This window comes from Microbacterium sp. SGAir0570 (genome assembly GCF_005491085.2).
GTDB classification, from domain to species: Bacteria; Actinomycetota; Actinomycetes; order Actinomycetales; family Microbacteriaceae; genus Microbacterium; species Microbacterium arborescens.
The window spans coordinates 2,843,599-2,868,648 of record NZ_CP027929.1 but is presented as its reverse complement, the minus strand read 5'-3'; the positions used below and the strand labels follow the sequence as shown (position 1 = coordinate 2,868,648).

The 25,050-nt window shown below is 71.1% G+C and carries 17 protein-coding genes and 1 pseudogene; 15 read left to right on the top strand and 3 right to left on the bottom strand.

Annotated features, from left to right (window positions below):
• Nucleotides 1-109: 109 nt before the first annotated feature.
• The 8 genes and pseudogenes from C1N74_RS13525 to C1N74_RS13490 form a co-directional block, all read left to right on the top strand.
• Nucleotides 110-1,552 carry an HNH endonuclease signature motif containing protein gene (locus C1N74_RS13525; RefSeq protein ID WP_137750717.1) on the top strand — a complete coding sequence of 481 codons (1,443 nt, stop codon included), beginning with the start codon at nucleotides 110-112 and terminating at the stop codon, nucleotides 1,550-1,552.
• A 78-nt stretch (nucleotides 1,553-1,630) separates the two neighbouring features.
• Nucleotides 1,631-3,160: a helix-turn-helix transcriptional regulator gene (locus C1N74_RS13520; protein WP_167366994.1), complete on the top strand. Its 1,530-nt coding sequence runs from the start codon at nucleotides 1,631-1,633 to the stop codon at nucleotides 3,158-3,160.
• Between the two features lie 99 nt (nucleotides 3,161-3,259).
• A complete protein-coding gene (locus C1N74_RS13515; protein WP_023954266.1) occupies nucleotides 3,260-3,556 on the top strand; it encodes a hypothetical protein in 297 nt (98 codons plus the stop codon).
• A 118-nt stretch (nucleotides 3,557-3,674) separates the two neighbouring features.
• Nucleotides 3,675-5,162: a UDP-N-acetylmuramoyl-L-alanyl-D-glutamate--2,6-diaminopimelate ligase gene (locus C1N74_RS13510; RefSeq protein ID WP_181405539.1), complete on the top strand. Its 1,488-nt coding sequence runs from the start codon at nucleotides 3,675-3,677 to the stop codon at nucleotides 5,160-5,162.
• A gap of 70 nt (nucleotides 5,163-5,232) precedes the next feature.
• Nucleotides 5,233-5,601: a hypothetical protein gene (locus C1N74_RS13505; RefSeq protein WP_036304791.1), complete on the top strand. Its 369-nt coding sequence runs from the start codon at nucleotides 5,233-5,235 to the stop codon at nucleotides 5,599-5,601.
• A gap of 143 nt (nucleotides 5,602-5,744) precedes the next feature.
• Nucleotides 5,745-6,764, top strand: coding sequence for an SDR family oxidoreductase (locus C1N74_RS13500; protein WP_137750715.1), 1,020 nt, complete (start codon nucleotides 5,745-5,747; stop codon nucleotides 6,762-6,764).
• A 96-nt stretch (nucleotides 6,765-6,860) separates the two neighbouring features.
• Nucleotides 6,861-7,766 carry an endo-beta-N-acetylglucosaminidase H gene (locus C1N74_RS13495; RefSeq protein WP_023954274.1) on the top strand — a complete coding sequence of 302 codons (906 nt, stop codon included), beginning with the start codon at nucleotides 6,861-6,863 and terminating at the stop codon, nucleotides 7,764-7,766.
• Nucleotides 7,766-10,435 (top strand): annotated as a pseudogene (locus C1N74_RS13490) (glycoside hydrolase domain-containing protein); the annotation flags it as partial. The gene C1N74_RS13495 and the pseudogene C1N74_RS13490, both read left to right, overlap by 1 nt.
• A gap of 413 nt (nucleotides 10,436-10,848) precedes the next feature.
• Here C1N74_RS13490 and C1N74_RS16685 read toward each other — a convergent pair.
• Nucleotides 10,849-11,889 carry a LacI family DNA-binding transcriptional regulator gene (locus C1N74_RS16685; RefSeq protein WP_081731794.1) on the bottom strand — a complete coding sequence of 347 codons (1,041 nt, stop codon included), beginning with the start codon at nucleotides 11,887-11,889 and terminating at the stop codon, nucleotides 10,849-10,851.
• A gap of 108 nt (nucleotides 11,890-11,997) precedes the next feature.
• Here C1N74_RS16685 and C1N74_RS13480 point away from each other — a divergent pair, with 108 nt between their 5' ends.
• The 7 genes from C1N74_RS13480 to C1N74_RS13450 all read left to right on the top strand — a co-directional run bounded on the left by C1N74_RS13480 (nucleotide 11,998) and on the right by C1N74_RS13450 (nucleotide 21,535).
• Nucleotides 11,998-13,269: an ABC transporter substrate-binding protein gene (locus tag C1N74_RS13480; protein ID WP_197690594.1), complete on the top strand. Its 1,272-nt coding sequence runs from the start codon at nucleotides 11,998-12,000 to the stop codon at nucleotides 13,267-13,269.
• Between the two features lie 8 nt (nucleotides 13,270-13,277).
• The gene (locus C1N74_RS13475; protein ID WP_083990490.1) at nucleotides 13,278-14,219 is read left to right on the top strand and encodes a carbohydrate ABC transporter permease; all 942 of its coding nucleotides are present in this window, start codon (nucleotides 13,278-13,280) and stop codon (nucleotides 14,217-14,219) included.
• Nucleotides 14,216-15,124: a carbohydrate ABC transporter permease gene (locus C1N74_RS13470; protein WP_023954284.1), complete on the top strand. Its 909-nt coding sequence runs from the start codon at nucleotides 14,216-14,218 to the stop codon at nucleotides 15,122-15,124. Before C1N74_RS13475 ends, C1N74_RS13470 begins: the two co-directional genes overlap by 4 nt.
• A gap of 48 nt (nucleotides 15,125-15,172) precedes the next feature.
• Nucleotides 15,173-16,471 carry a glycosyl hydrolase gene (locus tag C1N74_RS13465; RefSeq protein ID WP_219994742.1) on the top strand — a complete coding sequence of 433 codons (1,299 nt, stop codon included), beginning with the start codon at nucleotides 15,173-15,175 and terminating at the stop codon, nucleotides 16,469-16,471.
• 58 nt (nucleotides 16,472-16,529) lie between these two features.
• Nucleotides 16,530-19,553 carry a glycoside hydrolase family 38 C-terminal domain-containing protein gene (locus C1N74_RS13460; protein WP_137750713.1) on the top strand — a complete coding sequence of 1,008 codons (3,024 nt, stop codon included), beginning with the start codon at nucleotides 16,530-16,532 and terminating at the stop codon, nucleotides 19,551-19,553.
• Nucleotides 19,550-20,065 carry an ASCH domain-containing protein gene (locus C1N74_RS13455; protein ID WP_023954290.1) on the top strand — a complete coding sequence of 172 codons (516 nt, stop codon included), beginning with the start codon at nucleotides 19,550-19,552 and terminating at the stop codon, nucleotides 20,063-20,065. Before C1N74_RS13460 ends, C1N74_RS13455 begins: the two co-directional genes overlap by 4 nt.
• A gap of 165 nt (nucleotides 20,066-20,230) precedes the next feature.
• Nucleotides 20,231-21,535: an esterase family protein gene (locus tag C1N74_RS13450; RefSeq protein WP_023954292.1), complete on the top strand. Its 1,305-nt coding sequence runs from the start codon at nucleotides 20,231-20,233 to the stop codon at nucleotides 21,533-21,535.
• Here C1N74_RS13450 and C1N74_RS13445 read toward each other — a convergent pair.
• Together C1N74_RS13445 and C1N74_RS13440 are read right to left on the bottom strand one after the other, a co-directional pair.
• Entirely contained in the window at nucleotides 21,504-24,053 is a 2,550-nt protein-coding gene (locus C1N74_RS13445; RefSeq protein WP_137750712.1) for a bifunctional lysylphosphatidylglycerol flippase/synthetase MprF, read from the bottom strand. The genes C1N74_RS13450 and C1N74_RS13445 overlap by 32 nt on opposite strands.
• Nucleotides 24,054-24,125: 72 nt before the next feature.
• On the bottom strand, nucleotides 24,126-25,028 hold the full coding sequence (locus C1N74_RS13440) for a hemagglutinin (RefSeq protein ID WP_137750711.1): 903 nt from the start codon (nucleotides 25,026-25,028) through the stop codon (nucleotides 24,126-24,128).
• Nucleotides 25,029-25,050: the final 22 nt, after the last annotated feature.

The window sequence follows — 25,050 nt, the reverse complement described above, 5'->3', positions numbered from 1 at the left end:
CTGGTTTCGCTTGCTCGTCGATTCCTCCCCGGAATGGGGCTGGTTCGTCCTATTCTCAGGAGAAGATGTGTTCGATCATAATGTCTGAGGGTGCTGTCACAATGGGAACATGACATCGAATAGCGCTGGGAGGCTCGGAGACGGCGCGGCCGCGGATGCGTCGCCGCACGCCGAGGCCCTCGCGGGATTCGCCGACGCGCTCGACCTGGTCCACGCCGGGGATGTCGCGCGGGTTCGGGCGTTGGCGGAGCTGGGCTGGTCGGCGTTGCGTGAGGCTCGCCGTGATGGGGTGCGGGGGATGGCGTCGGACATGGAGCTGCGTTCGGTCGCGGCCGAGGCGGCGGGGATGGCGCGGCTCACCGACCGGCGGTTGCAGGGTGAGATCGACCATGCGATGACCGTCATCGACGACTATCCCGCGGTGTTCGAGGCGTGGGTCTCACGGCGGATCGAACGCGGACATGTCGATGTGGTCGTGCGGGTCGGCGCCGAGGTGCCGGTCGAGGTGCGGTCGGCGTACGCGGAAGCCGCGATCGGGGTGTGCGAGCGGGATGTGCCCTCCCGGGTGCGCGGTGCGCTGGAGGCTCTGGCGGCCAGGTTGCACCCGCAGGCCTTCACCGAGCGGCATAAGACCGCGGTCGCGGAACGGTGCGTACGCGTGTTCCATGGCACGGACGGGATGTCGAACCTCGTCGCCAGTCTGCCCACGGTGATCGCGGCGGGGATGCTCGACCGGCTCACTCAGATGGGACAGTCGGTCAAGGACGCCCGGGTGGAGAGCGCCGGAGCGGACGGGGGCGCGGCTGCTGGCGCGGATGTTGCTGGCGCCGGCGGCGCGGATGGCCCTAACCCGGGCGATCCGGATGCCGCCGGGTCGGGCGAGCCCGCCGATACGCGGACCATGGATCAACTGCGGGCCGACATCCTTGGCGACCTCGTCCTCGGCGGAGCGCCGGTGGTCGACCCGACCTACGGCACCGACCGTGCCGGTGGACTCGGTGCCATCCGGGCCCGGGTGCAAGTCGCCGTCACCGCCGAGACGCTGATGGGGCGCGATGACAACCCCGCCGAAGCTGTGGGCGCTGCGCTGATCGATGCCGAAACGGCACGGCAGCTCGCCGGGCAGGTCAGCGAATGGGACCGGCTGTTTATCGATCCGGTCACCAGGACCCCGGTCGAGATCGACACGTACCGGCCTACCGCTTCAATGAAGAAGCTTCTGATGGCCCGGGACCAGCACTGCCGGTTCCCCGGATGCCGACGCGCCGCCATCCGGTGTGAGATCGACCACACCATCGATCACGCCCTCGGCGGGCACACCCACATCTTCAACCTCGCCCACCTCTGCCAACGACACCATTCGATGAAGCAATTCACGAAATGGGAAGTCCGGCAGCTCGGCGGCGGAGTCCTGGAATGGACCTCACCCCTCGGACGGGCCTACCGCGAAGACGTACCCATACCCGCGGTGTGCTTCACCAGCGACACCGCGAATCCGCCACCGGATGCGGGAACCGGCGGACTGCTCCCGGGTGAGCCGCCACCATTCTGAACCTGCATCCGGGGTGGACAGCCTTCCTCGGCGCGGGCAGTGCGTCCACTGATGCTCCGAATTCGCGTCACGATTCGCGTGACACGGCTTCTCTCTCGCGACGATGCGACAGTCGCGTCGCATCTCGAGCACTTCCGGAGGCCCATCGTGACGATCGAGCGCCGCGCCATCCTGCATCCGAGCCGCACCCATGAACTACGCGCGACGGCACATCGCGTCGTGAGCGGCAGCCTGCCCGGGGCCCGCTCGGGGTGGCCGACTCAGGTCGACCTCGCCCGGCTGCGCACACTCGACGTGGGCACGACGCCGCAGCTGTGGACCGAATCGAACATCCACCTGCTCGAGGGCATGCTCATCGCACACGTGCGGCTCGACGACCTCGACGGCGCGCTCGCCCTCATCGACGCCCACTTCACCGAGGGTCGTCTGCGCGGGCGCGCCGTGCTGGGGCTCGACTCGATGGCGTCGCTGTTCGCCGCCGTCGCCGAGGCCTACGCCTCGGCCGGGCGCCCGCGCGACGCGGGCCTATACGTCTCGCGCGCACTCACGTTCGCCGACAGCGACACCGTGCGCTACCGCGCCGCCGCCGTGCAGACTCTGGCCCTGGCGGTGAACGGCGAGTTCGCATCCGCGAAGTCCGCTCGAGAGGCCTGCGCCGAGCTGTCGCGGTCGAACCGCTGGAACGCCTCGGACACCGACCATGCCCTCGCCCTCGCCGACATCCTTCTGGCGGTCGGGGCCGTCGACGCGGCCCGGGTCGAGCGTGCCGCGGCAGTGCTTCGTTCGCTCGCGCCGCGAGATCCGTATGCGCGGCACGCCGCCGCCACCGCCGACGCCATCGCTCAGGTGATGCTCGGCGATGTGGTCTCGGGAGCCGCGGGCCTGCGGTCCGTGCTCGGTGGCGCCTGGTCGCACCTCAGCCACCGACTCGTGCGACAGCTCGCGCTCTCGGTCCTCGCCGAGGCGACGCTCGCCCAGGGCTCAGCCCGTCGTGCGCTCGCGCTGCTCGACACGCAGGTCCCGCCTGCCAGTCACGCGGTCTGCTTCAACGCTCAGCGCGCGGCCGCGTACCTCGCACTGGGCGACGATCGCGCGGCGCTCGAGGTGACCGACGGATGCCTCGAGCTCGGGACCGAGCACTGCCCGCGCACCCTCGCGATCGTCCTGGTGCGGCGTGCCGTCGCTCGCGACCGCCTCGGGCAGCGCGAGGTCGCCGACGACCTGTTCGACGAGGCGTGCGGCCTCGCCGTGCACGCCGGCGACCTGGTCGGCCCGTTCCTGACGGTCCCGCAGACGCAGCTGACGCCGCTGCGGGAACGGCTTCGCGCGCGCCACCCCGATCTCGCGGCACGGGTCGCCGAGGCGAGTGATCGATTCCGGCTCCTCGAACCCCGCGCGTCGGCGCAGACGCTGCCCGCCCTGACGCCCCGCGAGCGGTCCGTCGCCTCCGCGCTCCGCGGCGGCAAGACCTATGCCGAGATCGCGGGCGAGTTCACCCTCTCGGTCAACACGATCAAGACGCAGCTGCGGTCGCTGTACGCGAAACTCGGTGCCTCGACCCGCGACGAGGCGGTGAGCATGCTCGAACGCCACGGCTTCTACCTCTGAGCGCGAGCCTCGCCGTGCCCGGACCGCTCGATGTCGGCTCCTTGCAGCGGCGGACGTCAAGCCGGCCCGCTCCTGCCCGGTCGCGCTTAAGCTCAAGCAGTGGGCAGATTCTTCTACGACAACGCGGCCAACTTCGTCGAGATCGACGATCGTGCGCTCGCACACCTCCGGCTGGTCCTGATGACCAAGCTGCGGCGCGGTGAACCGCTGATGTTCGAGACGACGTCGCCGCACGGCACGAGCCGTCGCGACTTCTGGCTGCACCCCACGATCTCGGTCCAGTTCCAGTTCGCCGGCAGCCGCCAGCCGCAGATCAACCCGAAGTGGATCGACGCACTGATGGAATCGGCCAACAGCGCCGACGGCCTGCGGATGGTGCCCGAGCCCCAGGCTTGATGACCGCAGGCTTACGCGGCACTTACGTTACAGTGCCAATCTCAGGCTCCGACGTGTCCTTCCCGCGGGTGATCACCCGCTCATGGGAGCGTCGGGTCAGAGAGCAGTGGGGCGGTACATGCAAGACGCTGGGGAGGGTCGGAGCCTCGACCCCGATTGGTGGGCGACGGGGGTCGCCGGGGGGAACATCGCCGGCGGGCGGCTGCGCGGCGACAGCCGCACCGTCCGATCGGGCGACGTCTTCGTCGCGCTCGGCCGCGACGAACGGGTCCGCGGCCACATCACGCAGGCGCTCGAGCGCGGCGCGGCTCTGGTCCTGACCGACGCGAGCGTCACGCACGTGGATGCGCGCGTGCGCGGCATCCCGCATCTGGCGACGGTCATCGGGCGGCTGGCCGACAGGTACACCGGGCACCCGTCGGCGAGCATGACCCTCGTCGGCGTCACCGGCACGAACGGCAAGACCTCGACGGTGCAACTCCTCGCCCAGAGCTGGGAGCTCCTCGGACAGCGCGCCGCGACCATCGGCACGCTCGGCGCCGGCCTGTTCGGCGCCCTCGCCAAGACCTCGCTCACGACGCCCTCGGTGGTCGACATGCACGAGCTCCTCGCCGACATCCGTCACGCCGGCGCCGACGCGGTCGCGATCGAGCTCAGCTCGCACGCCCTCACCCAGGGGCGCGTCGACGGCTGCCACTTCGACATCGCCGCCTTCACGAACCTCACCCGCGACCACCTCGACTACCACGAGTCGATGGAGGCGTACGGTCAGGCCAAACAGGGCGTCTTCCGGCTGCCCGGGGTCCGCGCGGCGGTGCGGAACCTCGACGATCCCTACGTCGCGGCAGTCGCGCTGCCGATCGGGATCGAGGACGTCGGCGTATCGACGGGCGGCGTGCCCACGGCGGCAGTCCGAGCCGACGACATCCGCGTGCGCCCCGACGGCGCCGACTTCGCCCTCACGATCGACGGCGCGCGCTTCGACATCGCCTCGCCGCTCATCGGCCGCTTCAACGTCGACAACCTCACGATGGTCGCGGGCATCCTCCGCGCGCAGGGCGTGGCGCCCGACGCGATCGCGCGAGCGGTGGGCGCGATCGGCCGGGTTCCCGGACGCATGCAGGTCGTATCGCCCGGCGCCGGGCCGCAGGTCATCGTCGACTACGCCCACACCCCCGACGCTCTGCGGCAGGCGCTCATCGCCCTCTCGGGCGGCCCGGGCCGGCTCACCGCGGTGTTCGGCTGCACCGGCGACCGCGACCGCGGCAAGCGGCCCGAGATGGCCGTCATCGCCGAGGAACTGGCGCATGACATCGTCGTGACCGACGACGATGTCCATCACGAGGACGGCGACGCCATCGTCGCCGACATCCTCGCCGGGTTCCGCTCGGTCGAGAACGTCCGCGTCGTCCGCGACCGTGCCTCGGCCATCGCCGCGGCCGTCGCCGATGCGGGACCCCGCGACACGGTCCTCATCGCCGGCAAAGGCCATGAGTCGGTGCAGATCGTCGGGGACGACGCCGTCGCCTCCGACGACGTCTCGATCGCCGCGGGCGCGCTTCGCGCATGGCGCGAGACGCACGCGCTGCTCCCCGACGGACGGTAGTTCGATTCATCACCGTATCCAGCAGGAAACGGCGGGTTTTTTCATTCGGGATATGACAAAATTCCACGTGATGAGCGACGACATCCCTCGGGTCCCCGTGCGGACCAAGACCCTCCTGGAAGAGTGGGTCGCCGAGTTCCTCGAACAGGGGAAGACGCCCGGCGTCACGGTCAAGGTCGCCATCCAGGACGGCTCGGACGGTCTCGACACCGGACTCGTCATCGTCCATCTCACGAACGCGCCCGCCGACATCTACATGCAGCCGCGAGCCATCGACGATCCCGAGTGGGAAGCGACGCTCACGGCGCGCTCCGACGACCTCACCCTCACGCCGTACCAGATGGCGGGGCTCGCCGCCGAGGTCGCCTTCGCGGGCAACCTCTGCACCTTCCTGCAGTTCAAGTCGATCGAGTGGGACCGCATGACGGGCATGCGCTGAGCGCGCCACGACGGTTCCTCGAGACGCTTCCCCTAGACCATCGCGCCCTGCCTGGCAACGGCTGCGTTCCCCCGTGCTCGCGTGCCGACAATGGTCGCGATCGCGAGCTTCCACCGTGGATGCCTCGGTGGAAGGAGATCGTCATGGCCGCAACGAGCGGGCGCGGAGTCGCCGTCGTCACCGGAGGAAGCGCGGGCCTCGGGCGAGCCATCGTCCGTGAGCTCGCACGCCGCGGCTGGGACGTCGCCGTCCTGGCGCGCGGGCGTGACGGGCTGGACGGCGCCGTCGCCGACATCGAAGCGGCCGGGCGGCGGGCGCACGCGGTGCCGGTCGACGTGGCCGACGCGGATGCCGTCGACCGCGCCGCCGCCGGCGTCGAGAGCGCCCTCGGTCCGATCGACCTGTGGGTCAACAACGTCATGTCGGGCGCGATCGCCACGTTCCTCGACACGTCGGTCGACGACTTCGACCGCGCGACGGCCGTGACCTACCTAGGCACCGTCAACGGCACGCGCGCGGCGCTCCGGCGGATGCGCGACCGCGACCGCGGCCACATCATCCAGATCGGATCGGCGCTCGCCCACCGCGGCATCCCGCTGCAGGCCGCCTACTGCGGGGCGAAGCACGCGATCCACGGGTTCACGGATTCCGTCGTCTCCGAGCTCACCCACGAGAAGAGCCGCGTCGCCGTCTCGATCGTCGACATGCCCGCCCTCAACACGACCCAGTTCGGGTGGGTGAAGTCGAACTTCTCACAGCATCCGCAGCCCGTCCCGCCCATCTTCCAGCCCGAGGTCGGAGCGCGAGCCGTCGCCGACGTCGCCGACCGGCCCCGCCGGCGCACGTGGGTGGGGGAGTCGACCGTCGGGCTCATCCTCGGCACCCGCGTCGCGGGCCGCTTCCTCGACTGGTACCTGGCGAAGAACGCGTGGGAAGGCCAGTTCGCGCCGGGCTCGGCGGCATCCGGGACGGCCCCGAACCTGTACGAGCCGGTGCCGGGCGACCACGGCGCCCACGGTGCGTTCGACGACCGCGCGCGGGGCGGGAGCGTGCAGACCTGGGCCATCCGCCACCGCGGCCCGCTGTACGCAGCGGCATCCGCCGCCGCATCCGCGGCGGTCGTGGGAGCCATCGCCGGCGCAAAGGCCGTGCTGCGGCGGTGACGAGCGCCGGCTCCATCGTTGACTAATCCGGTTAAGTCCGGTTCGCTGGCACGCGTCGGCACCTCGCCGGCGACAGCGAACTCAATGAGGAGCATCATGTCGAGGATCCCCCGTCCCGCCCGCCGTTCCGCCGCGCTCGCCGCCCTGGCGGCGGCCGCTCTGGCCGCAGCCGGGCTCGCGCCCGCGACCGCGGCCACGGCGGCATCGACCGACCCGCTGACCGTGGCGTACGTCGAGGTCAACAGCAACGAGCTGCGCACGGTCGGCGACTACGAGCTCGCCGACGGGTCGAACGCCTTCGATGTCGCGATCATCTTCGCGGCCAACATCAACTCCGACGGCAACGCGGCCACACTGCACCTGAACGATCAGGTGACCGCGACCCTCGAGAACGCCGACACGCAGATCCGGCCGCTGCAGGACAAGGGCATCAAGGTCACCCTGTCGCTGCTCGGCAATCACCAGGCCGCCGGCTTCGCCAACTTCCCGTCGCAGCCCGCGGCCGCCGCCTTCGCCGACCAGGTCGCCGCGGTGGTCGAGCAGTACGGTCTCGACGGCGTCGACATCGACGACGAGTGGGTGTCGTACGGCTCGAACGGAGTGCCGGCGGCGAACGCCGATTCCGCGCGCTGGCTCGTCGACGCGCTCGATGCGAAGCTCCCCGCGGGCAGCATCATCTCGCTCTACGACATCGGGGAGGCGGCCGCGAGCCTGAAGTCGGCTCCGGCATCCGTGCTCGACAAGCTCGACTACATCTGGAACCCCTACTACGGCCAGTACAACGTTCCCGCGTACCCCGGCGTCGGCAAGGACCGGCTCGGTCCCGCCGCGATCGATCTGACGCAGACATCGGCCGCCACAGCGGCGAACCTCGCCCGTCGCACCGTGCAAGAGGGCTACGGCGTCTATGTGACGTACAACCTGACCGCGGGCGACCGCAGCGCCTACGTGTCGTCGTTCACTCGCGAGCTCTCGGGACAGGAAGCGGTCTACGTCGGCTGATGCTTCCCGTTTCTCCGAAGAGCCCCCGGGTCCGCCGCGCCGTCCCCGCTTTCACGCCCGCCGACACCGCCGAGACCGACCCGCGTCGCTGCTTCCGCATCGACGTCGGGGTCGGGGCGGCTCAGACCGACCTGCCGGACGTGAGCGAGCTCCCCGAGCTCCGCGGGCGCCGCGTCGCGGCGGGGGAGCAGCTCGTCGTCGAGATGCTCCCGGTCGCAGTGGACGCCCGTGGCGGCGCAGCGGACGACCGCTATGCGGCGACCGCCGTGACCGTGGACCTCGTGTTCGACGACGGGGGCACGCTCTCGGGCGCCGGCGTGCGGGACCAGTACGGCGATGCGCTCGCCCCCGGGGCCCAGGCGCGCGCGAAACGCATGTGGGTCGATCAGTGGAACCGTCGGACGATCGACCTCGGAGCGGTCGCCGGGCGCCGGATCGCGGCCGTCCGCGTCGTGTTCGGCCCGAGCGTGCACCGGCGCACGGTCTTCGTCGCGCCGCCCACCGTCGAGCCCGCGCCGCCCCGTCCGGACCATCTGCTGGGATGGGCCGACACCCGCCGCGGCACCCGGGGGTCGGATCGCTTCTCGCGGGGGAACACCGCCCCCATCGTGACCCTGCCCCACGGCGGGGTGTTCGCCCTGCCGATGACCGACGCCGCGGCGGGGAACTGGCCCTACCGGTACCAGGTCGACCGGCCGGCGATCGAGGCCTTCGCGACGAGCCACATCCCGAGCCCCTGGATCGGCGACCGCGGGGTGTTCGAGATCATGCCGAGCCCGAGCGCGCGACCCCACCGCGACCGCCGGAGGCGGGCGCGCCGATTCGACCGCGCCGACGAGCTCGCCGCGCCGCATGAGTACCGGGTCGAGCTCGACGGCGTGTCGGCGCTGCTGACGGCGGCCCGCCACGCGGTGGGGATGCGGTTCCGCTCGCACACGGACGAGCTCTCAGTGGTCGTCGACCACCTCGGCGAGGCCGTCTCGGCCGCGTGGGCGGAGCGCGACGGGGCGCTGCACCTCGACGTCCACCTCCGCGACGGCGGCGACCGCCCCGACCATCACGTGCACACCGTGCTGCCGGGCGTTCGTCGCCACGACCTCGCGCTCGCGCGCGGCACGCTCCGCGGTGCCATCGTCTTCGAGCGAGCCGATGCCGACATCGTCATCGGGATGTCGACGATCGACGCCGCGCAGGCGGCCGAGAACGCCCGAGCCGCCGGCGGCATCGACGACATGCGGGCGGCGGCCGAGGCCGCCTGGCGCGGGGCGCTCGATCGGGTCGAGATCGACGGGCTCGACGGCATCCCGGGCGACACCCTGCGCTCGATCGCCGGGTCGCTCGCCCGCGTCTTCAGCTACCCGAACGCTCACGACGAGCCGTCGCCCGAGGGCCCCCGCTACCGCAGCCCGATCGACGGCGTCGTGCGGCCGGGCGTGTATTCGTCGAACAACGGATTCTGGGACACCTATCGCACCGCCTGGCCGCTGATCGGTCTGCTCGCCCCGCGCACCGCCGCGGCCCTCGCCGACGGTTTCGTGCAGCATTTCCGAGATGCCGGGTGGGTCGCCCGGTGGAGCGCGCCGGGCCCGGTCGACTCGATGACGGGCACGACCAGCGACACGGTCTTCGCGGGCCTCGATGCCCTCGACGTCGCGATCGACACGCGGGAGGCCTATCGCTCGGCGCTGCACCACGCCACGGTGCCCTCGACCGACCCGCGTGTGGGACGCAAGGGGCTGCGTCCCGCGATCTTCCGCGGCTTCACCGACACCGCCACCCACGAGGGCATGTCGTGGACGCTCGACAACGCGATCAACGACGCCGCCGCCGCGCGGCTCGCCCACGCGCTGCTGCGTCAGTCGAAGGATGCCGCCGAGCGCGATCGCCTCGCAGCCGAAGCCGAGTACCTCGGGCGCCGCGCGCTGGCCTACCGCTCGGTGTTCCGTCCCGGCCTCCGCCGGCACGGCGACACCGATCTCGGCTTCTTCCTCGGGCGACGCCCCGACGGGGACTGGCGGGTGCGCGCCGAGGATTTCGACCCCGCCGAGTGGGGGCACGACTACACCGAGACCAACGCGTGGGGCACGATGTTCACCGCGCCGCACGACGGTGCCGGGCTCGCCGCGCTGCACGGGGGCGAGGCCGCGCTCGGCGCCGCGCTCGAAGTCTTCTTCGCGACGCGCGAGACGGCGGACCCGGGCCTCGTCGGATCCTACGGCTTCGTCATCCACGAGATGAGCGAGGCGCGGGATGTCCGCATGGGCATGCTCGGGCTGTCCAATCAGCCCGCACACCACATCCCGTTCATGTACTGCTTCGCCGGGCGGCACGACGACGCCCACCGCATCGTCGTCGAGGCCCGCGACCGGCTGTTCGTCGGATCGGACATCGGCCAGGGGTACCCGGGCGACGAGGACAACGGCGAGATGTCGGCGTGGTACCTCTTCGCGGTCCTCGGCCTCTACCCGCTCGTGCCCGGTTCGGGCGAGTTCGTGCTCACGCCGCCCCTGCTGCCCCGCGTCGTGCTGCATCCCGAAGGACGCGGGCGTCCGCTCGAGATCATCACGACCGGCGCCGGGCTGCCCTACATCCGCGAGGTGCGGATCGACGGGCGGGCGTGGGAGAGCGTCGCGGTGCCCGCGGCGGTCGTCCGCGGCGCCGAGCGCATCGAGGTGGTGCTCGCCGACGAGCCGACGGGGTGGGCCCGGCAGACGCGGCCCACATCGTTCAGCACCGAGTTCGCGGCCGAGCCGCTCGACGACCTGCTCGAGGTCAGGCCGCGCTCGGTCACCGATGACACCGGCGACACCGTCCTGCGCCTCGAACCCGGCGACGCCGTCGAGCTTCCCCTGCGAACGTCCGCGGGCGTCGGCCTCTACACCGTCACCCCGGCAGGCCCACCGGCGACGGCATCCTGGCGGCTGCGCGGGCGCACCGTCTCGGGGAAGTGGCGCGAGCTCGACGAGCGCGTCGACGAGGCTTTCGAGACCGCATCGCAGACGCGCCCCTTCGCCGTGCGGGGCGATGCCGGGGCGCCCCTCGCGGCCGTGCGCTTCGAAGCGACATCCCGGATCGACCTCGCTCAGGTGGAGGCGTTCGCGGGCGCCGTGCTCTCGCGCGCCGACAGCGCCGGCGGGGCCGCAGCCACGGACGCTACCGGGGCGTCCGATCCGATGACCTCCATCAGCGTCCGGGCGGCGAGCTCGCCGAGGGCGTAGGTGTCGCGCGTGAGCGCGGTGATGGAGGGGCGCACGAGCCGCATCGCGATCGAGTCGTCGAAGCTCGCGACCGATACGGCGGCGGGGACCGGGACGCCGAGCTCCTGTGCGACGCGCAGCCCCGCGAGGGCCATGACGTCGTTGTCGTAGACCAGCGCGGTCGGCCGCTCGTCGCCGCCGAGGAGCGCCCGCGTGGCCTCGGCCGACTGCTCCGCGGAGTAGTCCGTCTCGATCGACATCGGCGGCGGGGCGTCGTAGCGCCGGGCGCACTCGCTCAGGGCGGACCGGCGCAGCTCGGTGTGCTCGAAGTCGAGGGGGCCCGTCACATGCGCGACGCGGCGGTGCCCGAGGTCGAAGAGGGTCTCGAACAGCGCCGTCGCCACGGCGTGGTCGTCGATCCAGACACTCGGGATCGCGGCGTCCGTGCTCGGATGGCTGCCGATCTGCACCGCCGGCAGGTCGAGCTCGGCCAGGAGCGCGATGCGGGCGTCGTCCCGGCGCGGGTCGACGACGATCACCCCGTCGACCCGTTGCGTCGCCTGCCAGGTGCTGTACGCCGCGAGTTCCTCCTCGAGAGAGGAGACGACGAGGGTCTGCAGCCCGGTGTGGGTCTCGGAGAGCCCGGCCTGGATGCCGGCCATCAGCTCGGGGAAGAACGCCTCGGTGCCGAGGGTCCGGGCGGGGCGGTTGATCACGAGGCCGATGACGTCGACGCGCGAGCGTCCCAGCGCCAGGGCGGCGGAGTTGGGGCGGTAGCGCAGCTCGGCGGCGACGGCGAGCACGCGGTCACGCAGCTCGGCGCTGACCCCGGGTCTGTCGTTGAGCGCGAACGACACCGCCGCCTTCGACACGCCGACCCGGTGGGCGATGTCGGCGATGGTCGCCCGTTTCCGCGGTGTCGACATCCGCTCCTCCTCGAGAACTGAACCGGATAAGTCCATCCTCGACTTACTCGGTTTAGTTGCTCAGGCTATACCCCGTCGCACCGTTTGCATACGAAGGAGTTGCACACCATGAGGAACCTGCGCACACCGGCTGTCGCCGGGCTCGGACTGCTCGCCGCCACCGCGCTGCTGGCCGGCTGCTCGAGCGGGACCGGAGCCGGCTCGGACCCCGACGGCGAGGTCGCGGGCTCGATCCGGTTCCAGACCTGGTCGCTGACCCCCACCTACGCCGAGTACCTCGACGGCGTCATCGACGCCTTCGAGGAGAAGTACCCCGACGTCACCGTCGAACTGCTCGACCAGCCCGGCGACGGATACTCCGAGAAGGTGCTCTCGCAGGCGTCGACGAACACGCTTCCCGACGTCATCAACCTGCCGCCCGACTTCGCGCTGCCCCTGGCGAAGCAGAACCTGCTCTACGACGTCAGCACAGCCACCGACCTCGAGTCGACCTACTTCGAGGGGTCGGTCGACGCCTACCGCTTCGACGGCGTCGAGGGCGTGTACGGCTACCCCTGGTACCTCGGCACCGACGTCAACTACTGGAACTCCACCCAGCTCGACGCGTGCGGCCTCGACTCCGCGAACCCGCCCCAGACGACCGACGAGCTCTTCGCCCAGGCGGCCACGATGGCGGACGCCTGCCCCGACAACTACCTCATCAGCCGCGTGCCCGGCATCGGCGACTTCACCCTCGAGGGCATCGACATCCTCAACGACGACGGCACCGAGTTCGTCTTCAACACCCCCGAGGCTGCGGCGCTGGTCGACCGCTACGCGAAGGCGTACGCGAACGGCGAGATGCCGCCGACCGTGCTCAACGCCGACTACCTCGGCAACGCGCAGCTGTTCACGCAGGGCAAGGTCGCGTGGACGACCGGGGGCGCGACCGCCATCGACTCGTTCGAGGAGAACAACCCGAGCCTGAAGGGCAACGTCGCCATCAGCCCCGCCCTGAACATCTCGCCCCTGTACGTGCAGGGCGTGAGCGTGGCGGCCGGCAGCGAGAACCTCGCCGCGGCGCTGGCCTTCGCGGAGTTCGTCACGAACGCCGAGAACCAGAACGCCTTCGCGCACATCGCGAACGTGTTCCCCTCGACGCAGGGATCCGACGCCGACCCCTACTTCACCGAGGACGACGGCACGCCCTCCGCCAAGGCCCGCATCACCGGCTTCGAGTCGCTGAAGACCGCCGAGGTGCTCACGCCCTACTCGGTCAACGGCGCGATGAACGACTACCTGAACCAGCAGATCGCCCTGGCCATCCGCGGCGACATCTCGGGCCAGGAGGCGCTCGACAAGTCGGTCGAGAAGCTCAACGACCTGCTGGCACGCCAGTAGGCCCGGCCATGACCGTCACCAACCTCCCCGCGGCCGGGGTCGCCCCGGCCGCGGGGGCCGGACATGGACCCGCGAGGGCGACGCGCGCCTGGACGCCCTGGCTCTTCCTCGCCCCGGCCCTGCTGTGGCTCGCGGTCTTCTCGATCTGGCCCTCGCTCAACACGATCCGCATGGCGTTCACGAACGCCAAGCCGCTCGGCGGCAACGAGCAGTACGTCGGATTCCGCAACTTCGAGCTCATCCTCCGCGACGACCAGGTCATGGGCGCGCTGCTCAACAGCGTCGTGTTCATGCTCGTGTGCCTGCCGCTGCTGACGATCCTCCCGCTGCTCATCGCGCTCCTGGTCGAGAAGAAGCTGCCCGGCATCGCGTTCTTCCGCACCGCGTTCTACACGCCCGTCATCGCCTCCGCCGTCGTGGTCGCCCTCATCTGGACCTTCATGCTCGACGACCGCGGGCTGGTGAACGGACTCGCCCAGGCGATGTCGATCATCCAGCAGCCGCTGCCCTTCCTCACCGACCGCTGGCTCATCATCCTCAGCGCCGTGAGCCTGACGGTGTGGAAGGGGCTCGGGTTCTACATGATCATCTACCTCGCCGCCCTGGGCAACGTCAGCCGCGACCTGCACGAGGCCGCGGCGATGGACGGTGCCGGCGCCGTGCGCCGCTTCTTCTCCGTGACCCTCCCCGCCGTCCGCGGAGCGATGTTCCTCATCGCCGTGCTGGTGTGCATCGCCGCGCTCCGCGTCTTCAGCGAGGTGTTCATCATGACCGGGGGAACGGGCGGAGCCGGCGGAGAGGCGATGACGATGGTCATGCTGATCCAGCAGTACTCCCGCGGGTTCTCGGGCGATCTCGGCTACGCGAGTGCGCTCAGCATCCTCATGTTCTTCGTGACCCTCGTGCCGATGCTCGTCCTGGCCAAGATCAACAGCAGGAGAAGCGAATGAGCACCGTCACCCGTGAGCAGGCCGAGCTGGGGCCCGTGCCGGTCGGAAAACCGCGGCGGCGCCGCGGCGGCGGATTCGGGTCGATGCGTCCCCGTGAGATCGTCGCGCGCTACGCCCTGCTGGTGTTCGTGCTGTTCATCAGCATCGGGCCGTTCCTGTGGCAGCTGTCGACGTCGCTCAAGAGCACGAGCGAAGACATCTACACCCGCATCCCGCAGCTGTGGCCCTCGCAGCCCACGCTCGACAACTACGCGCGCGTCATGGACGCGATCCCCGTGTGGCAGTTCATCGGCAACTCGCTCTTCGTCGCGGTCTTCGCCGTCGGCGGCAACGTCGTCTTCTCGACCCTGGCCGGCTTCGCGCTGTCGCGCCTGCGGTTCCGGGGGCGCAAGATCGTCATCGGGCTGTTCCTGGCCACCCTGATCCTGCCGGGCGAGGCGACGATCATCGCCAACTTCGTCACGATCCGGAACCTCGGCCTCGCCGACACGCTTCTCGGCGTCGCGCTGCCGGGGATGGTCGCGACCCTCAACGTGCTGCTGATGTACAACGCGTTCCGGGTGCTGCCCGAAGAGATCGACCAGGCGGCGATCATCGACGGTGCGAACGCCCTGCAGCGGTTCTGGAGCGTGTCGCTCCCGTCGGTGAAGGGAACGGTCGCCGTCATCGCGATCTTCAGCTTCATCGGCGCCTGGGACGACTTCCTCTGGCCGCTCATCGTGCTCACCAGTCCCGACCAGTTCACCCTGACGATCGGCCTGCAGTACCTGTCGGGCACGTTCTCCAACGACCAGCGCATGATCGCCGCGGGCTCGATGATCGCGTTCATCCCGATCGCGATCGTCTTCGCGGCGCTGCAGCGCCACTTCTTCAAGGGCGTCGAGGAGGGCGGGGTCAAGGGCTGAGCCCCGTCCCGCATCCTCTCGCCCTCGTCCCCGACCCCGGAAGGCCCCATGACCTCCCAGATCCACCCCGCACTGAGATTCGGCGTCAACTACACGCCCCGCTCCGGCTGGTTCCACGCGTGGCTCGACCTCGACCTCGACGAGGTGCGCCGCGATTTCGAGGCGATCGCCGGGCTCGAGGCCGACCACGTGCGGCTCTTCCCGCTGTGGCACCTCGTCCAGCCGAACCGGGGCCTGCTGCGCCCGGCGGCGCTCGCCGACATCGGCGAGGTGGTGGATGCCGCGGCCGAGTTCGATCTCGACGTCAACGTCGATGCGTTGCAGGGTCACCTGTCGAGCTTCGACTTCCTGCCCGCGTGGGTCACGACGTGGCACGAGCGCAACATCTTCACCGACCCCGTCGCCCTCGCGGGGGAGGAGGCGTACCTCCGGGCCCTCGGCGAGGCTCTGCGCGGGCGCCTCAACGTCATGGGGCTCACCCTCGGCAACGAGGTCAACCAGTTCGCGGCCCGGCCGCACCCGCACCCGCACCCGATCGACGAGGCGCAGGCCGAGGAGTGGCTCGTGCGGCTGCTGGGCGTCGCCCGCGAGAGCGCGCCGGGCCTCATCACGCACGCCGCCTACGACGCGACCTGGTACGACGAGCGGCAGCCCTTCCTCCCGCGGCATGCGGCCGAGCAGGGAGATGAGACCGTCGTCCACTCGTGGGTCTTCAACGGCGCGGCGCAGCGCCACGGCGGCCTCGGTGCCGGGTCGGTGCGGCATGGCGAGTACCTCGTCCAGCTCGCCGCCGCCTGGCACGCCCTGGCCGACCGCCCCGTCTGGCTGCAGGAGGTCGGGGCCCCCGTCACGGTCGTCGATCGCGACGACGCCGCCGACTTCCTCGAACAGACGGTGCGCCGCGCCGCCGACGTCCCCGTCCTCTCCGGCATCACGTGGTGGTGCTCGCACGACGTCGCGCGCTCGATGCTCGACTTCCCGCCGGTCGAGTACGACCTCGGGCTGATCGACGAGGACGGCGTGGTCAAACCCACGGGCCGCCGCTTCGCCGAGCTCGCCCGCGAGTTGCGCGGAGCGCCCCGGCCCGCACCGTCGCCCGTCGCTCTCGTGCTCGACGACACCCGCCCCCATCGCGCGGAATGCGCCCCCGGCGGCGCGTTCTTCGAAGCCTGGGTGCGCGCCGCCGAGCGCGACGGCCGCGGCCCGCAGGTCGTCCTCGCCTCGCGCCAGGCCGACGACGCGCTGCTGGCCGCCCGCGGGATCGAGAGGATGGAGCGGGTGGATGCCGGCGCCGGCGCCACCGTCGCGCCGGTCCTCGGCGGTGGCGCCGCCGCCACCATGCCCTGAGACGATCCGACCGCCCGACCGCCCGACCGCCCGACCGACTGAACGGACCCACCCGCCCATGCACGACGACATCCCCCTCACCACCGGCCGCGCCGCTCGCGTGCTCACCGAGCGCATCCGCCCCGCCATCCACTCGCACCGCACCCCACTCGAGATCGCGGCGAACCGGTTGCCGGGCGAGCCCATCGCCGCTGCCGACGGACTGGCGCTGGAGTTCGAGCCGTTCGAGGCGGGATCGCCCTGGGGGCCGGCGTGGTCGACGACGTGGTTCCGCGTGCGGGGCCGGGTGCCGGCCGAGTGGGCGGGTCGCCGGGTCGAGGCCCTCGTCGACCTCGGCTTCGATCCGAACATGCCCGGCTTCCAGTGCGAGGGTCTCGTGTACCTGCCGAGCGGCGAACCCGTGAAGTCGCTCAACCCGCGCAACCAGTGGGTGCGCATCGCCGAGGAGGCGGCGGGCGACGAGGAGGTCGAGTTCTACATCGAGGCCGCGGCCAACCCCGTGCTGTTGGACTACCACCCCTTCCTCCCGACGCAGGAGGGCGACATCCGGACGTCCTCGCCGCGGGCCCTCTACACCGTGCGGCACATGGACCTCGCCGTGTTCGAGCCCGAGGTGCACGAGCTCGCGCTCGACCTCGAGGTGCTCGTCGAGCTGCAGGCCGAGCTGCCCGAGACCGCGCCCCGCCGCATGCGCATCCTGCAGGCGCTCGACGACGCGCTCGACCTCCTCGACCTGCAGCGCATCCCCGAGACCGCCGCCGACGCGCGCGCCGCGCTCGCCGAGGTGCTGGCCTCGCCCGCCGAGGCCAGCGCACACCGTATCTCCGCGATCGGCCACGCGCACATCGACTCCGCGTGGCTGTGGCCGGTGCGCGAGACCATCCGCAAGGTCGCGCGCACGAGCACGACGATGACGGAGCTGCTGGGCGAGAGCGCCGACTTCCAGTACGGGATGTCGAGTGCGCAGCAGTACGCCTGGCTCAAGGAGCATCGTCCCGAGGTGTGGGCCAAGGTGAAGGATGCCGTCGCGACGGGCCGCTTCCTGCCGCTGGGCGGCATGTGGGTCGAGTCCGACACCGTCATGCCCACCGGCGAGGCGATCGCCCGCCAGTTCCTCTACGGGCAGCGCTTCTTCGAGGAGGAGTTCGGAATCCGCTCGCGCGGGGTCTGGCTGCCCGACTCGTTCGGGTACTCCCCGGCGCTGCCCCAGCTCATGCGCCGCGCGGGGTTCGAGTGGTTCTTCACGCAGAAGATCTCGTGGAACCAGGTCAACAGGTTCCCGCACCACACCTTCGCCTGGGAGGGCATCGACGGGTCGCGGATGTTCACCCACTTCCCGCCGATGGACACCTACAACTCGCAGCTGTCGGGCATGGAGGTCGCCAAGGCCTCGCGGCAGTTCCGCGAGTCGCGCGTGGCATCCGGATCCATCGCCCCCGTCGGGTGGGGCGACGGCGGCGGCGGCACGACCCGGGAGATGACCGGCAAGGCCGAGCGACTGGCCGACCTCGAAGGCAGCGCGCGTGTTCAGTGGGAGCATCCCGACGCGTTCTTCGAGCGCGCGATGGCGGAGTTGCCGAAGCCGCCGGTGTGGGTGGGGGAGCTGTACCTCGAGCTGCACCGCGCGACCCTCACGAGCCAGCACAAGACCAAGCAGGGCAACCGGCGCACCGAGCACCTGCTCATCGAGGCCGAGGCCTGGTGGGCGACCGCCGCCTGGCGCACGGGCGCCGACTACCCCTACGACGAACTCGACGCGCTGTGGCGGCAGGTGCTGCTGCAGCAGTTCCACGACATCCTCCCCGGCACCTCGATCGCCTGGGTGCACCGCGAGGCCGTCGAACAGTACGGGCGCGTCGCGGCGGCCGCCGAAGCCCTCATCGACCGGGCCCAGGAGCTGCTGGCCGGCAGCGGCGACGAGCGCATCGTCTTCAACGCCTCGCCGCTGACACGCGACGGGGTGCCGGGTCTCGGTGCCGCGTCCGCCGCGCCCCCGGCCGGTGTCGTCGAGGTGCGCGAGCACGACGGCGGATTCGTGCTGACCAACGATCTCGTCCGGGTGACGATCTCGGACGCGGGGCTCATCACCTCGGCGATCGATCTCGCCACCGGCCGCGAGACGATCCCGACCGGTGAGCCGGCCAACCTCCTGCAGCTGCACCAGGACTTCCCCAACATGTGGGATGCCTGGGACGTCGACCGCTTCTACCGCAATCGCGTCACCGACATCGTCGGCATAGACGCGCTCGCCGCCGACATCCGTGACGGCGCGGCCCACGTGCGCATCGCCCGCTCGTTCTCGGCCTCGGCGCTCACGCAGGAGCTCGTGCTGCGCCCGGGCTCGCGCACGATCGAGATCTCGCAGCGAACCGACTGGCACGAGGTCGAGAAGTTCCTCAAGGTCGCGTTCCCGCTCGCGATCCAGGCCGAGCACACCGCGGCCGAGACGCAGTTCGGCTACGCCAAGCGGGTGACCCACACCAACACCAGTTGGGAGGCGGCGAAGTTCGAGACGTCGATGCACCGTTTCGTGCACGTCGCCGAAGCGGGCTTCGGGGCCGCCCTCGTGACCGACTCGACCTACGGGTACGACGTCACGCGTGAGGCCGACCCCGACCGAGGCGTCACCACGACGGTTCGGCTCTCGCTGCTGCGTGCGCCGCGCTTCCCCGACCCCGAGACCGATCAGGGCGAGCAGAGCCACCGCTACGGCCTCGTGATCGGCGCCGACATCGAGGCCGCGACCGCCGCCGGCCTCGCGCTGAACACCGCGATGCGCGAGCGCACCGGAGCGCCCGTGGCGCCGCTCGTGACGGCGACGCCCGGCATCCTGGTCTCGGGGGTCAAGCTCGCCGCCGATCGCTCGGGCGACCTCGTCGTGCGCGTGTACGAGCCGGCGGGTCGACGTGTCGCGGGCGAACTGCGCATCGACGGTGCGGCGACGATCCGCGAGGCATCGCTCATCGAGGACGACCTCGGCGAGATCGTGCACGACGCCGGCCGCGTGGCCGTCGAACTCCGACCCTTCGAGGTGCGCACGTACCGGGTGGGCGTGTCGTCCGGTGCCAGGATGGAGGGATGACCGAGACCACCGGGTCCTCCCGCGCCCTGCCCCTCGACGAGGCCGCGGCCGCGGCGATGTGGGAGCAGTACCGGTCCGCGCATCCCGAGGCCGTCCTCGCGGCTCCCGAGTACACGGTCGAGCACTTCGGCGACAACGCTCGGCTGGCCGACGAGCTGCTGGGCATCGTCCTCGCGGGCGGCAAGCGCGCGACCGCCGAGCTCGTCGCCGACTTCGTCGCGCGGGGCGACCTCATCCCGCGGATCGGCTCGCACTGGATCGCCTGCGACAGCACGGGCGCCCCGCGCATCGTCATCCGCACCACAGAGCTGCGCCTCGGGCCGTTCGCGAGCGCGGACGCCGCCTTCGCCGCCGACGAGGGGGAGGACGACCTCTCGCTGGAGAGCTGGCAGCGCGAGCACCGGCGCTACTGGACGCGCGTCGCGGCGGCCCGTGGCGCCGAGTGGTCGGAGGACGAGGACATCGTCTTCGAACGTTTCTCGGTCGTGTGGCCGCCCGAGCACGCCGACTGAGTCCGCAGCCCGAGTTCGCCGGTCCGCGGCCGTCGCGCAGCTGATGAAACCGCCGCGAAAACCGGGCCGCGTGCGCAGGCGAGCACGCGGCCCGGTTTACGCTGTGGGGCGGGGCGGTGAGCCCGTCGCGCCACTGCGGCGCGGCGCCGTCCTCGGGAGGTCGATGTGAACTGGCTGCTCGACACGAACATCCTCTCCGGGCCGGCCGTCGTCGGGACGTGCATCGCGGCTGCCCTCGCGTTCGTCCTCCTCGTCGTGCTGCGGCCGAGCAACCGCTGGCTGCGCCGGCGCTGGACGATGACGGCGGCGACGGCGGCGGTCGTCGCAGGACTCCTGGGCATCGGCCTGACCTGGCTGCTGGCGGACCAGTACGACCTGTTCGGCGTCGTCCTCACGGCCGACTCGCGGATGTGGATCGCGCTCGGGTTCGCCGCCATCGGGGTCGCCCTGGTGTCGCTCTGGCGTCCCACCTGGCGCCGGGCCGTCGCCGCGCCGTTGGCGATCGTGCTCTTCGCGCTCACCGCAGCCATGGGCGTGAACATCGCGTTCGGACAGTACCCGACCGTCCGCCTCGCCCTCGGGATGCCCGCATTCGGTTCCGCTGACCTGCCGTCGCTCGACAGCAACGCCGACCGTCCGACGATCGCCGACTGGACCGCCCCCGACGGGATGCCCTCGACCGGCGAGGTCGGCACGGTCACGATCCCCGCGACGGCGTCCGGCTTCACCGCCCGCCCGGCCGTCATCTACCGCCCGCCCGCAGCCCTCACCGACAACCCGCCGCTGCTGCCCGTGCTGATCGTGCTGTCCGGACAGCCCGGTCAGCCCCAGGATCCGCTGATCGCCGCCCACCTGCAGCAGTCGCTCGACGCCTACGCGTCGGCGCACGACGGCCTCGCCCCGATCGTCGTCTCGCCCGATCAGCTCGGCTCGCCCGACGCCAACCCGATGTGCATCGATTCGCCGCTGGGCAACTCGGCGACCTACCTGACGGTCGACGTGCCGACCTGGATCAAAGCCAACCTGCCGGTTCTGGACGCCCCCGACTTCTGGGGCATCGGCGGCCTGTCGCAGGGCGGAACCTGCTCGATCCAGCTCGGTTCGGCCCACCCCGAGCTCTTCAGCGCGATCCTCGACGCCTCGGGCGAGGAGTTCCCCTCGCTGGGTGACGAGGCGACGACGATCGCGCAGGGCTTCGGCGGCGACCGGGCAGCCTACGAGGCGGCCAAGCCCGCCGCGATCATGGCGGCCCACGCGCCGTACCGCGGCATGACCGCCGTCTTCGGCGTCGGGAGCAACGACGCCGGGTTCCTCCCGGGCGTGCAGCGGATCTACCAGGCCGCGCAGGCCGCGGGGATGGATGCCACCTACGTCGAGGCGCAGGGGAGCGCCCACGATGCGACCTCGTGGACCTACATCTTCCAGCAGGGTCTCGAGATCATCGCCGATCACTGGGGGCTCGGCCGCTGACGGCGGGCTCGCGCAGCGACCCCGCCATCCGTACCGCCTGCCCGAGGGTGAGGGTGGGCAGGTAGCACCGCGTCAGAGCGACGCCCAGCGCCGGCAGCATCGCGGGGTCGGGGTACACGGCCCACAGCGGCACGAACTCGGGCTGGAACTTGCGCTTGAAGTTCAGCAGCGACCGGAACCCGTAGGCCGGCTCGAGCAGCCCGCCCAGCAGGTCGAGCAGTCGCGCGACGTTGGTGCGCTCGGCGTCATCGCCGAGCTGCGTCGAGGCCAGCGGCGAGCCCGACAGGCTCAGCAGCCCGAGCCCGTCGCTCTTCATCCGGTCGGCGGCGGCGCCGATGACGAATTCCATGATCCCGTTCATCGCGTCGCCACGCCGGCGCATGAAATCGAGGGTGTAACCCGTCACGGCTCCGTGCTCGAACATCGGCAGCCAGCTCGTGACCGCCTCGATCCGGCCGCTCTCGTGCACCGCCATCATCACCCGCACGGCCGGGTCGTCGAGCTCGTCGACACCGCCGAGAGTGAACTCCATCTCGGGCAGCGAGCGGTCGGCGACCCAGCCCTCGGAGATCTCGCGGATCTGAGCGTGCTGGTTCGAGGTGAGCTCCCGCCACGACGTCCACACGGCGGCGATCCCCTCGCGCGAGGCCCGGTTGGTCGCGGTGCGGATGTCCTGCCGTTTCTTGCCCGCCGTGTTCCAGTCGGGCAGGCGCAGCACGGCCTCCTCGGCCACCGGCATCCGCTGCCAGCCGAGGTGGTCGAAGACGCTGCCCTCGCGCGCGTCGACGCTGTAGAAGACCGCCGTCCAGCCGTGTGCGCCGCAGAACTCCACGAAGCCCGACACCACGTCGGGCCGGTCGTGGTCGGGTCCGAACGGACCGCCGAGGGTCACCGCGATCGTGCCGCGCACGCGGTAGGCGATCGCGGCGTCGGCATCGGGGGCGAACCAGTAGGAGTTGCCGCGCCACGTCGACATGAACGACAGCGTGTCGCCGCCACCGCGTTCGAGCACGCCCCGGGCGCGCAGCCGGTCGGGCGCGTCGAGCACGGTGCGCGAGTCGACGAGCACGCGTGCGACAGCGACGACCAGAATCAGCCAGAACACCAGCGACGGGAGGTACCACATCGCCTGCGCGGCACCGGACTCGGGCACGAACTCGATGATGTCCGAGGGGATGAGGGTCGGCGGCACGAGACGCAGGGGCAACGCGCGCAACACCATCAGCGCGTCGACCCCGGGCTGGAAGCCGTCGGCGATCAGGAGCGTTCCGACGAACGAGACGACGAGCGTCGCCGCCGTTCCGATCACGATCGTCAGGACGAACGTGCGCTTGGCCGCGGCGGTGGTCGTCACCCGGGCGGCTCCCCGGAAGAGGATCAGCACGATCGCCACGCCCAAGGGCACGATCGCGCCGACGATCACCCCGGTGAGGGTCTGCCACACGAAATCCGCGGTCTCGGCGTTGACGGCCTCGCCGATGGCGGCGACGGTGTCGGGCTCGATCACGAAGAACGTGTAGAGCATGCCGGCGAACATCGCGAGGTTGATCGCGACGGCGACCTCGAGCGCGATACGCCGGCCGTTGCGGATGCCCCGCGCCGCGAGCAGGAGGACGATCAGCGGAAGCAGCGCCACGACGCTCGACCACCCCTGCAGATCGGAGATGGAGGAGAAGTCATCGGGGCAGGGGGCGCCGGCCGAGCCGAATGCGCACACCTGGCCGTCGACGATGCTCAGCGGGTCGATCGAGAGATAGCCGTAGATCGAGAGCAGGCCCGCGCCCGACCCCGAGGCGGTGGCGACGACCGGGCCGATCGCGGTGATCGCGACGATGGCAGCGAGGAGCACCCGCTTCTCGTAGTACGAGCTGCGCACGAGGCGGAAACCGCTGCTGCGTCCACCGAGCGCGAAGCCGAGCGCGAACCCCACCGGCACGGCGAGGAGCGAGAACAGGTCGTTGGCGCCGCCCGAGTAGAGATAGAGGGTCACGGCCGAGAGCACCGCCAGCAGCCGAGTTCGACGCCGCCAGATCGTGCCGAAGAACGAGCTGGCCGCCATGGCCGTCGCGAGCAGCGGGGCGGTGGGGGAGAACACGTCGACGGCCGGGGCGTTCAACGGGATGCCGGCGAGGTAGGTCTGCTCGAACAGGTCGATCGCGAAACCGAGGAAGGATGCCGCGACGCCGCCGACGAGGTACGCGATCACGGTACGCACGCTTCCCATCGCCCGTTCGGCGGCGCCCACCACCACGAGCACGAGAACGACGAACACGATGAGCGCCGGCACCGTCTCGACGACGAACAACGAGGTCACGGAGCTCCACCAGTGACGAGTCGCCGCGCCGACGCCACCGGCGTCCTGGGCGGGGATGAAGCCCCAGTCGATCGGCTCGAAGATCAGCCCCGCGACACTCAGCCCGATCGTGAGAACGGCGATCAGGATCGTCACCGGTCGGTGGCGCAGCCAGGAGCCGGCGCCCGCGGTGAGCGAACGCAGGTCGCGGGGGGATGTCGTCACCTGACGCACGATAGTGGTTCCCCCTGTGCGCGCAGAGCAGGCGCACAGCGGGCACTTATCCGGCGGGAATCCTCATCCGGCTCGCACCGAACCGAACCACAGCGCGAAGTAGTAACTGAAGTTGCGGTTGCCGTACGACGAGCAGGGGCCGCCCGGGCCCCACCCCGCCGACATCGCGGCCGGGTCGGGCTGATAGGGCGTGTAGTTGTACAGCGCCGCCGTCGCGTCGTTCTCGATCGCGACATCCGTCCCGCCGCACGCGGGGTCGGGGTGGAAGGCGATGAAATGCGTGCCGGGCTGGCGCATGAAGTCCGACGCCCGGTACGAGGCCAGGTCGGTCGCCCCGGCGACGATCTGCGCGCCGACGCCGTCGTACTGCGGATCACAGGGGGCGGTGTCGGGGCAGCTGGCGCCCATCGCCGCACGCAGCCGGCCCTCCGACGGTGCCCGGGCCGCGCGTCCCTCGACCAGGGACTGCTCCTTCTGGAGGGTCACGAGGATGACGCGGGCCGAGATCCCGCAGGCCTCCTGCGCACGGTGGATGATCTCCGCGACGGACAGCTCGCCGCCCTCGATCGCTCGGCAGATGACCTCGCCCGTGCGCTCAGACACGCGCGCCTCGCGCGACGAGATGCCGGCGGTCGCGACATTCAGACACGCCCCGTTCACGCATTCGCCGATGCGGTCGTCGAGGAAGTCCTGGATCTCGGCGGCGGAGAGCGCGTCGCGATCGAAGAACAGCGCGTCGTCGATGAGGTTGCCGGGGTCGATGGCCCCCGCGTTCGGCGGGAGGGAGCGCGGCTGTTCGCCCGGCCGCGCGTCGCCCGGCCGCGCGTCGCCCGGACGCATCGCGAGGTTCGTCGCGGTCACGCCGATCGCCACGATCACCGTGACCAGCAGCACGGGGACCAGAACGAGGACCGCGGCGATCCCGATCCGCCGACGTCGCCGCCGCATCCGGGATCGAGAGACCATGGGAACGATCGTGCCGCACCCG

What these genes read in the sequence shown, in the direction of transcription:
- C1N74_RS13510 (WP_181405539.1), top strand. Translation starts at nt 3,675, where the DNA reads ATGCAAGACGCTGGGGAGGGTCGGAGCCTCGACCCCGATTGGTGGGCG.
- C1N74_RS13465 (WP_219994742.1), top strand. Translation starts at nt 15,173, where the DNA reads ATGACCTCCCAGATCCACCCCGCACTGAGATTCGGCGTCAACTACACG.
- C1N74_RS13440 (WP_137750711.1), bottom strand. Translation starts at nt 25,028, where the DNA reads ATGGTCTCTCGATCCCGGATGCGGCGGCGACGTCGGCGGATCGGGATC.
- C1N74_RS13525 (WP_137750717.1), top strand. Translation starts at nt 110, where the DNA reads ATGACATCGAATAGCGCTGGGAGGCTCGGAGACGGCGCGGCCGCGGAT.
- C1N74_RS13475 (WP_083990490.1), top strand. Translation starts at nt 13,278, where the DNA reads ATGACCGTCACCAACCTCCCCGCGGCCGGGGTCGCCCCGGCCGCGGGG.
- C1N74_RS13505 (WP_036304791.1), top strand. Translation starts at nt 5,233, where the DNA reads ATGAGCGACGACATCCCTCGGGTCCCCGTGCGGACCAAGACCCTCCTG.
- C1N74_RS13480 (WP_197690594.1), top strand. Translation starts at nt 11,998, where the DNA reads ATGAGGAACCTGCGCACACCGGCTGTCGCCGGGCTCGGACTGCTCGCC.
- C1N74_RS13495 (WP_023954274.1), top strand. Translation starts at nt 6,861, where the DNA reads ATGTCGAGGATCCCCCGTCCCGCCCGCCGTTCCGCCGCGCTCGCCGCC.
- C1N74_RS13500 (WP_137750715.1), top strand. Translation starts at nt 5,745, where the DNA reads ATGGCCGCAACGAGCGGGCGCGGAGTCGCCGTCGTCACCGGAGGAAGC.
- C1N74_RS16685 (WP_081731794.1), bottom strand. Translation starts at nt 11,889, where the DNA reads ATGTCGACACCGCGGAAACGGGCGACCATCGCCGACATCGCCCACCGG.
- C1N74_RS13470 (WP_023954284.1), top strand. Translation starts at nt 14,216, where the DNA reads ATGAGCACCGTCACCCGTGAGCAGGCCGAGCTGGGGCCCGTGCCGGTC.
- C1N74_RS13460 (WP_137750713.1), top strand. Translation starts at nt 16,530, where the DNA reads ATGCACGACGACATCCCCCTCACCACCGGCCGCGCCGCTCGCGTGCTC.
- C1N74_RS13455 (WP_023954290.1), top strand. Translation starts at nt 19,550, where the DNA reads ATGACCGAGACCACCGGGTCCTCCCGCGCCCTGCCCCTCGACGAGGCC.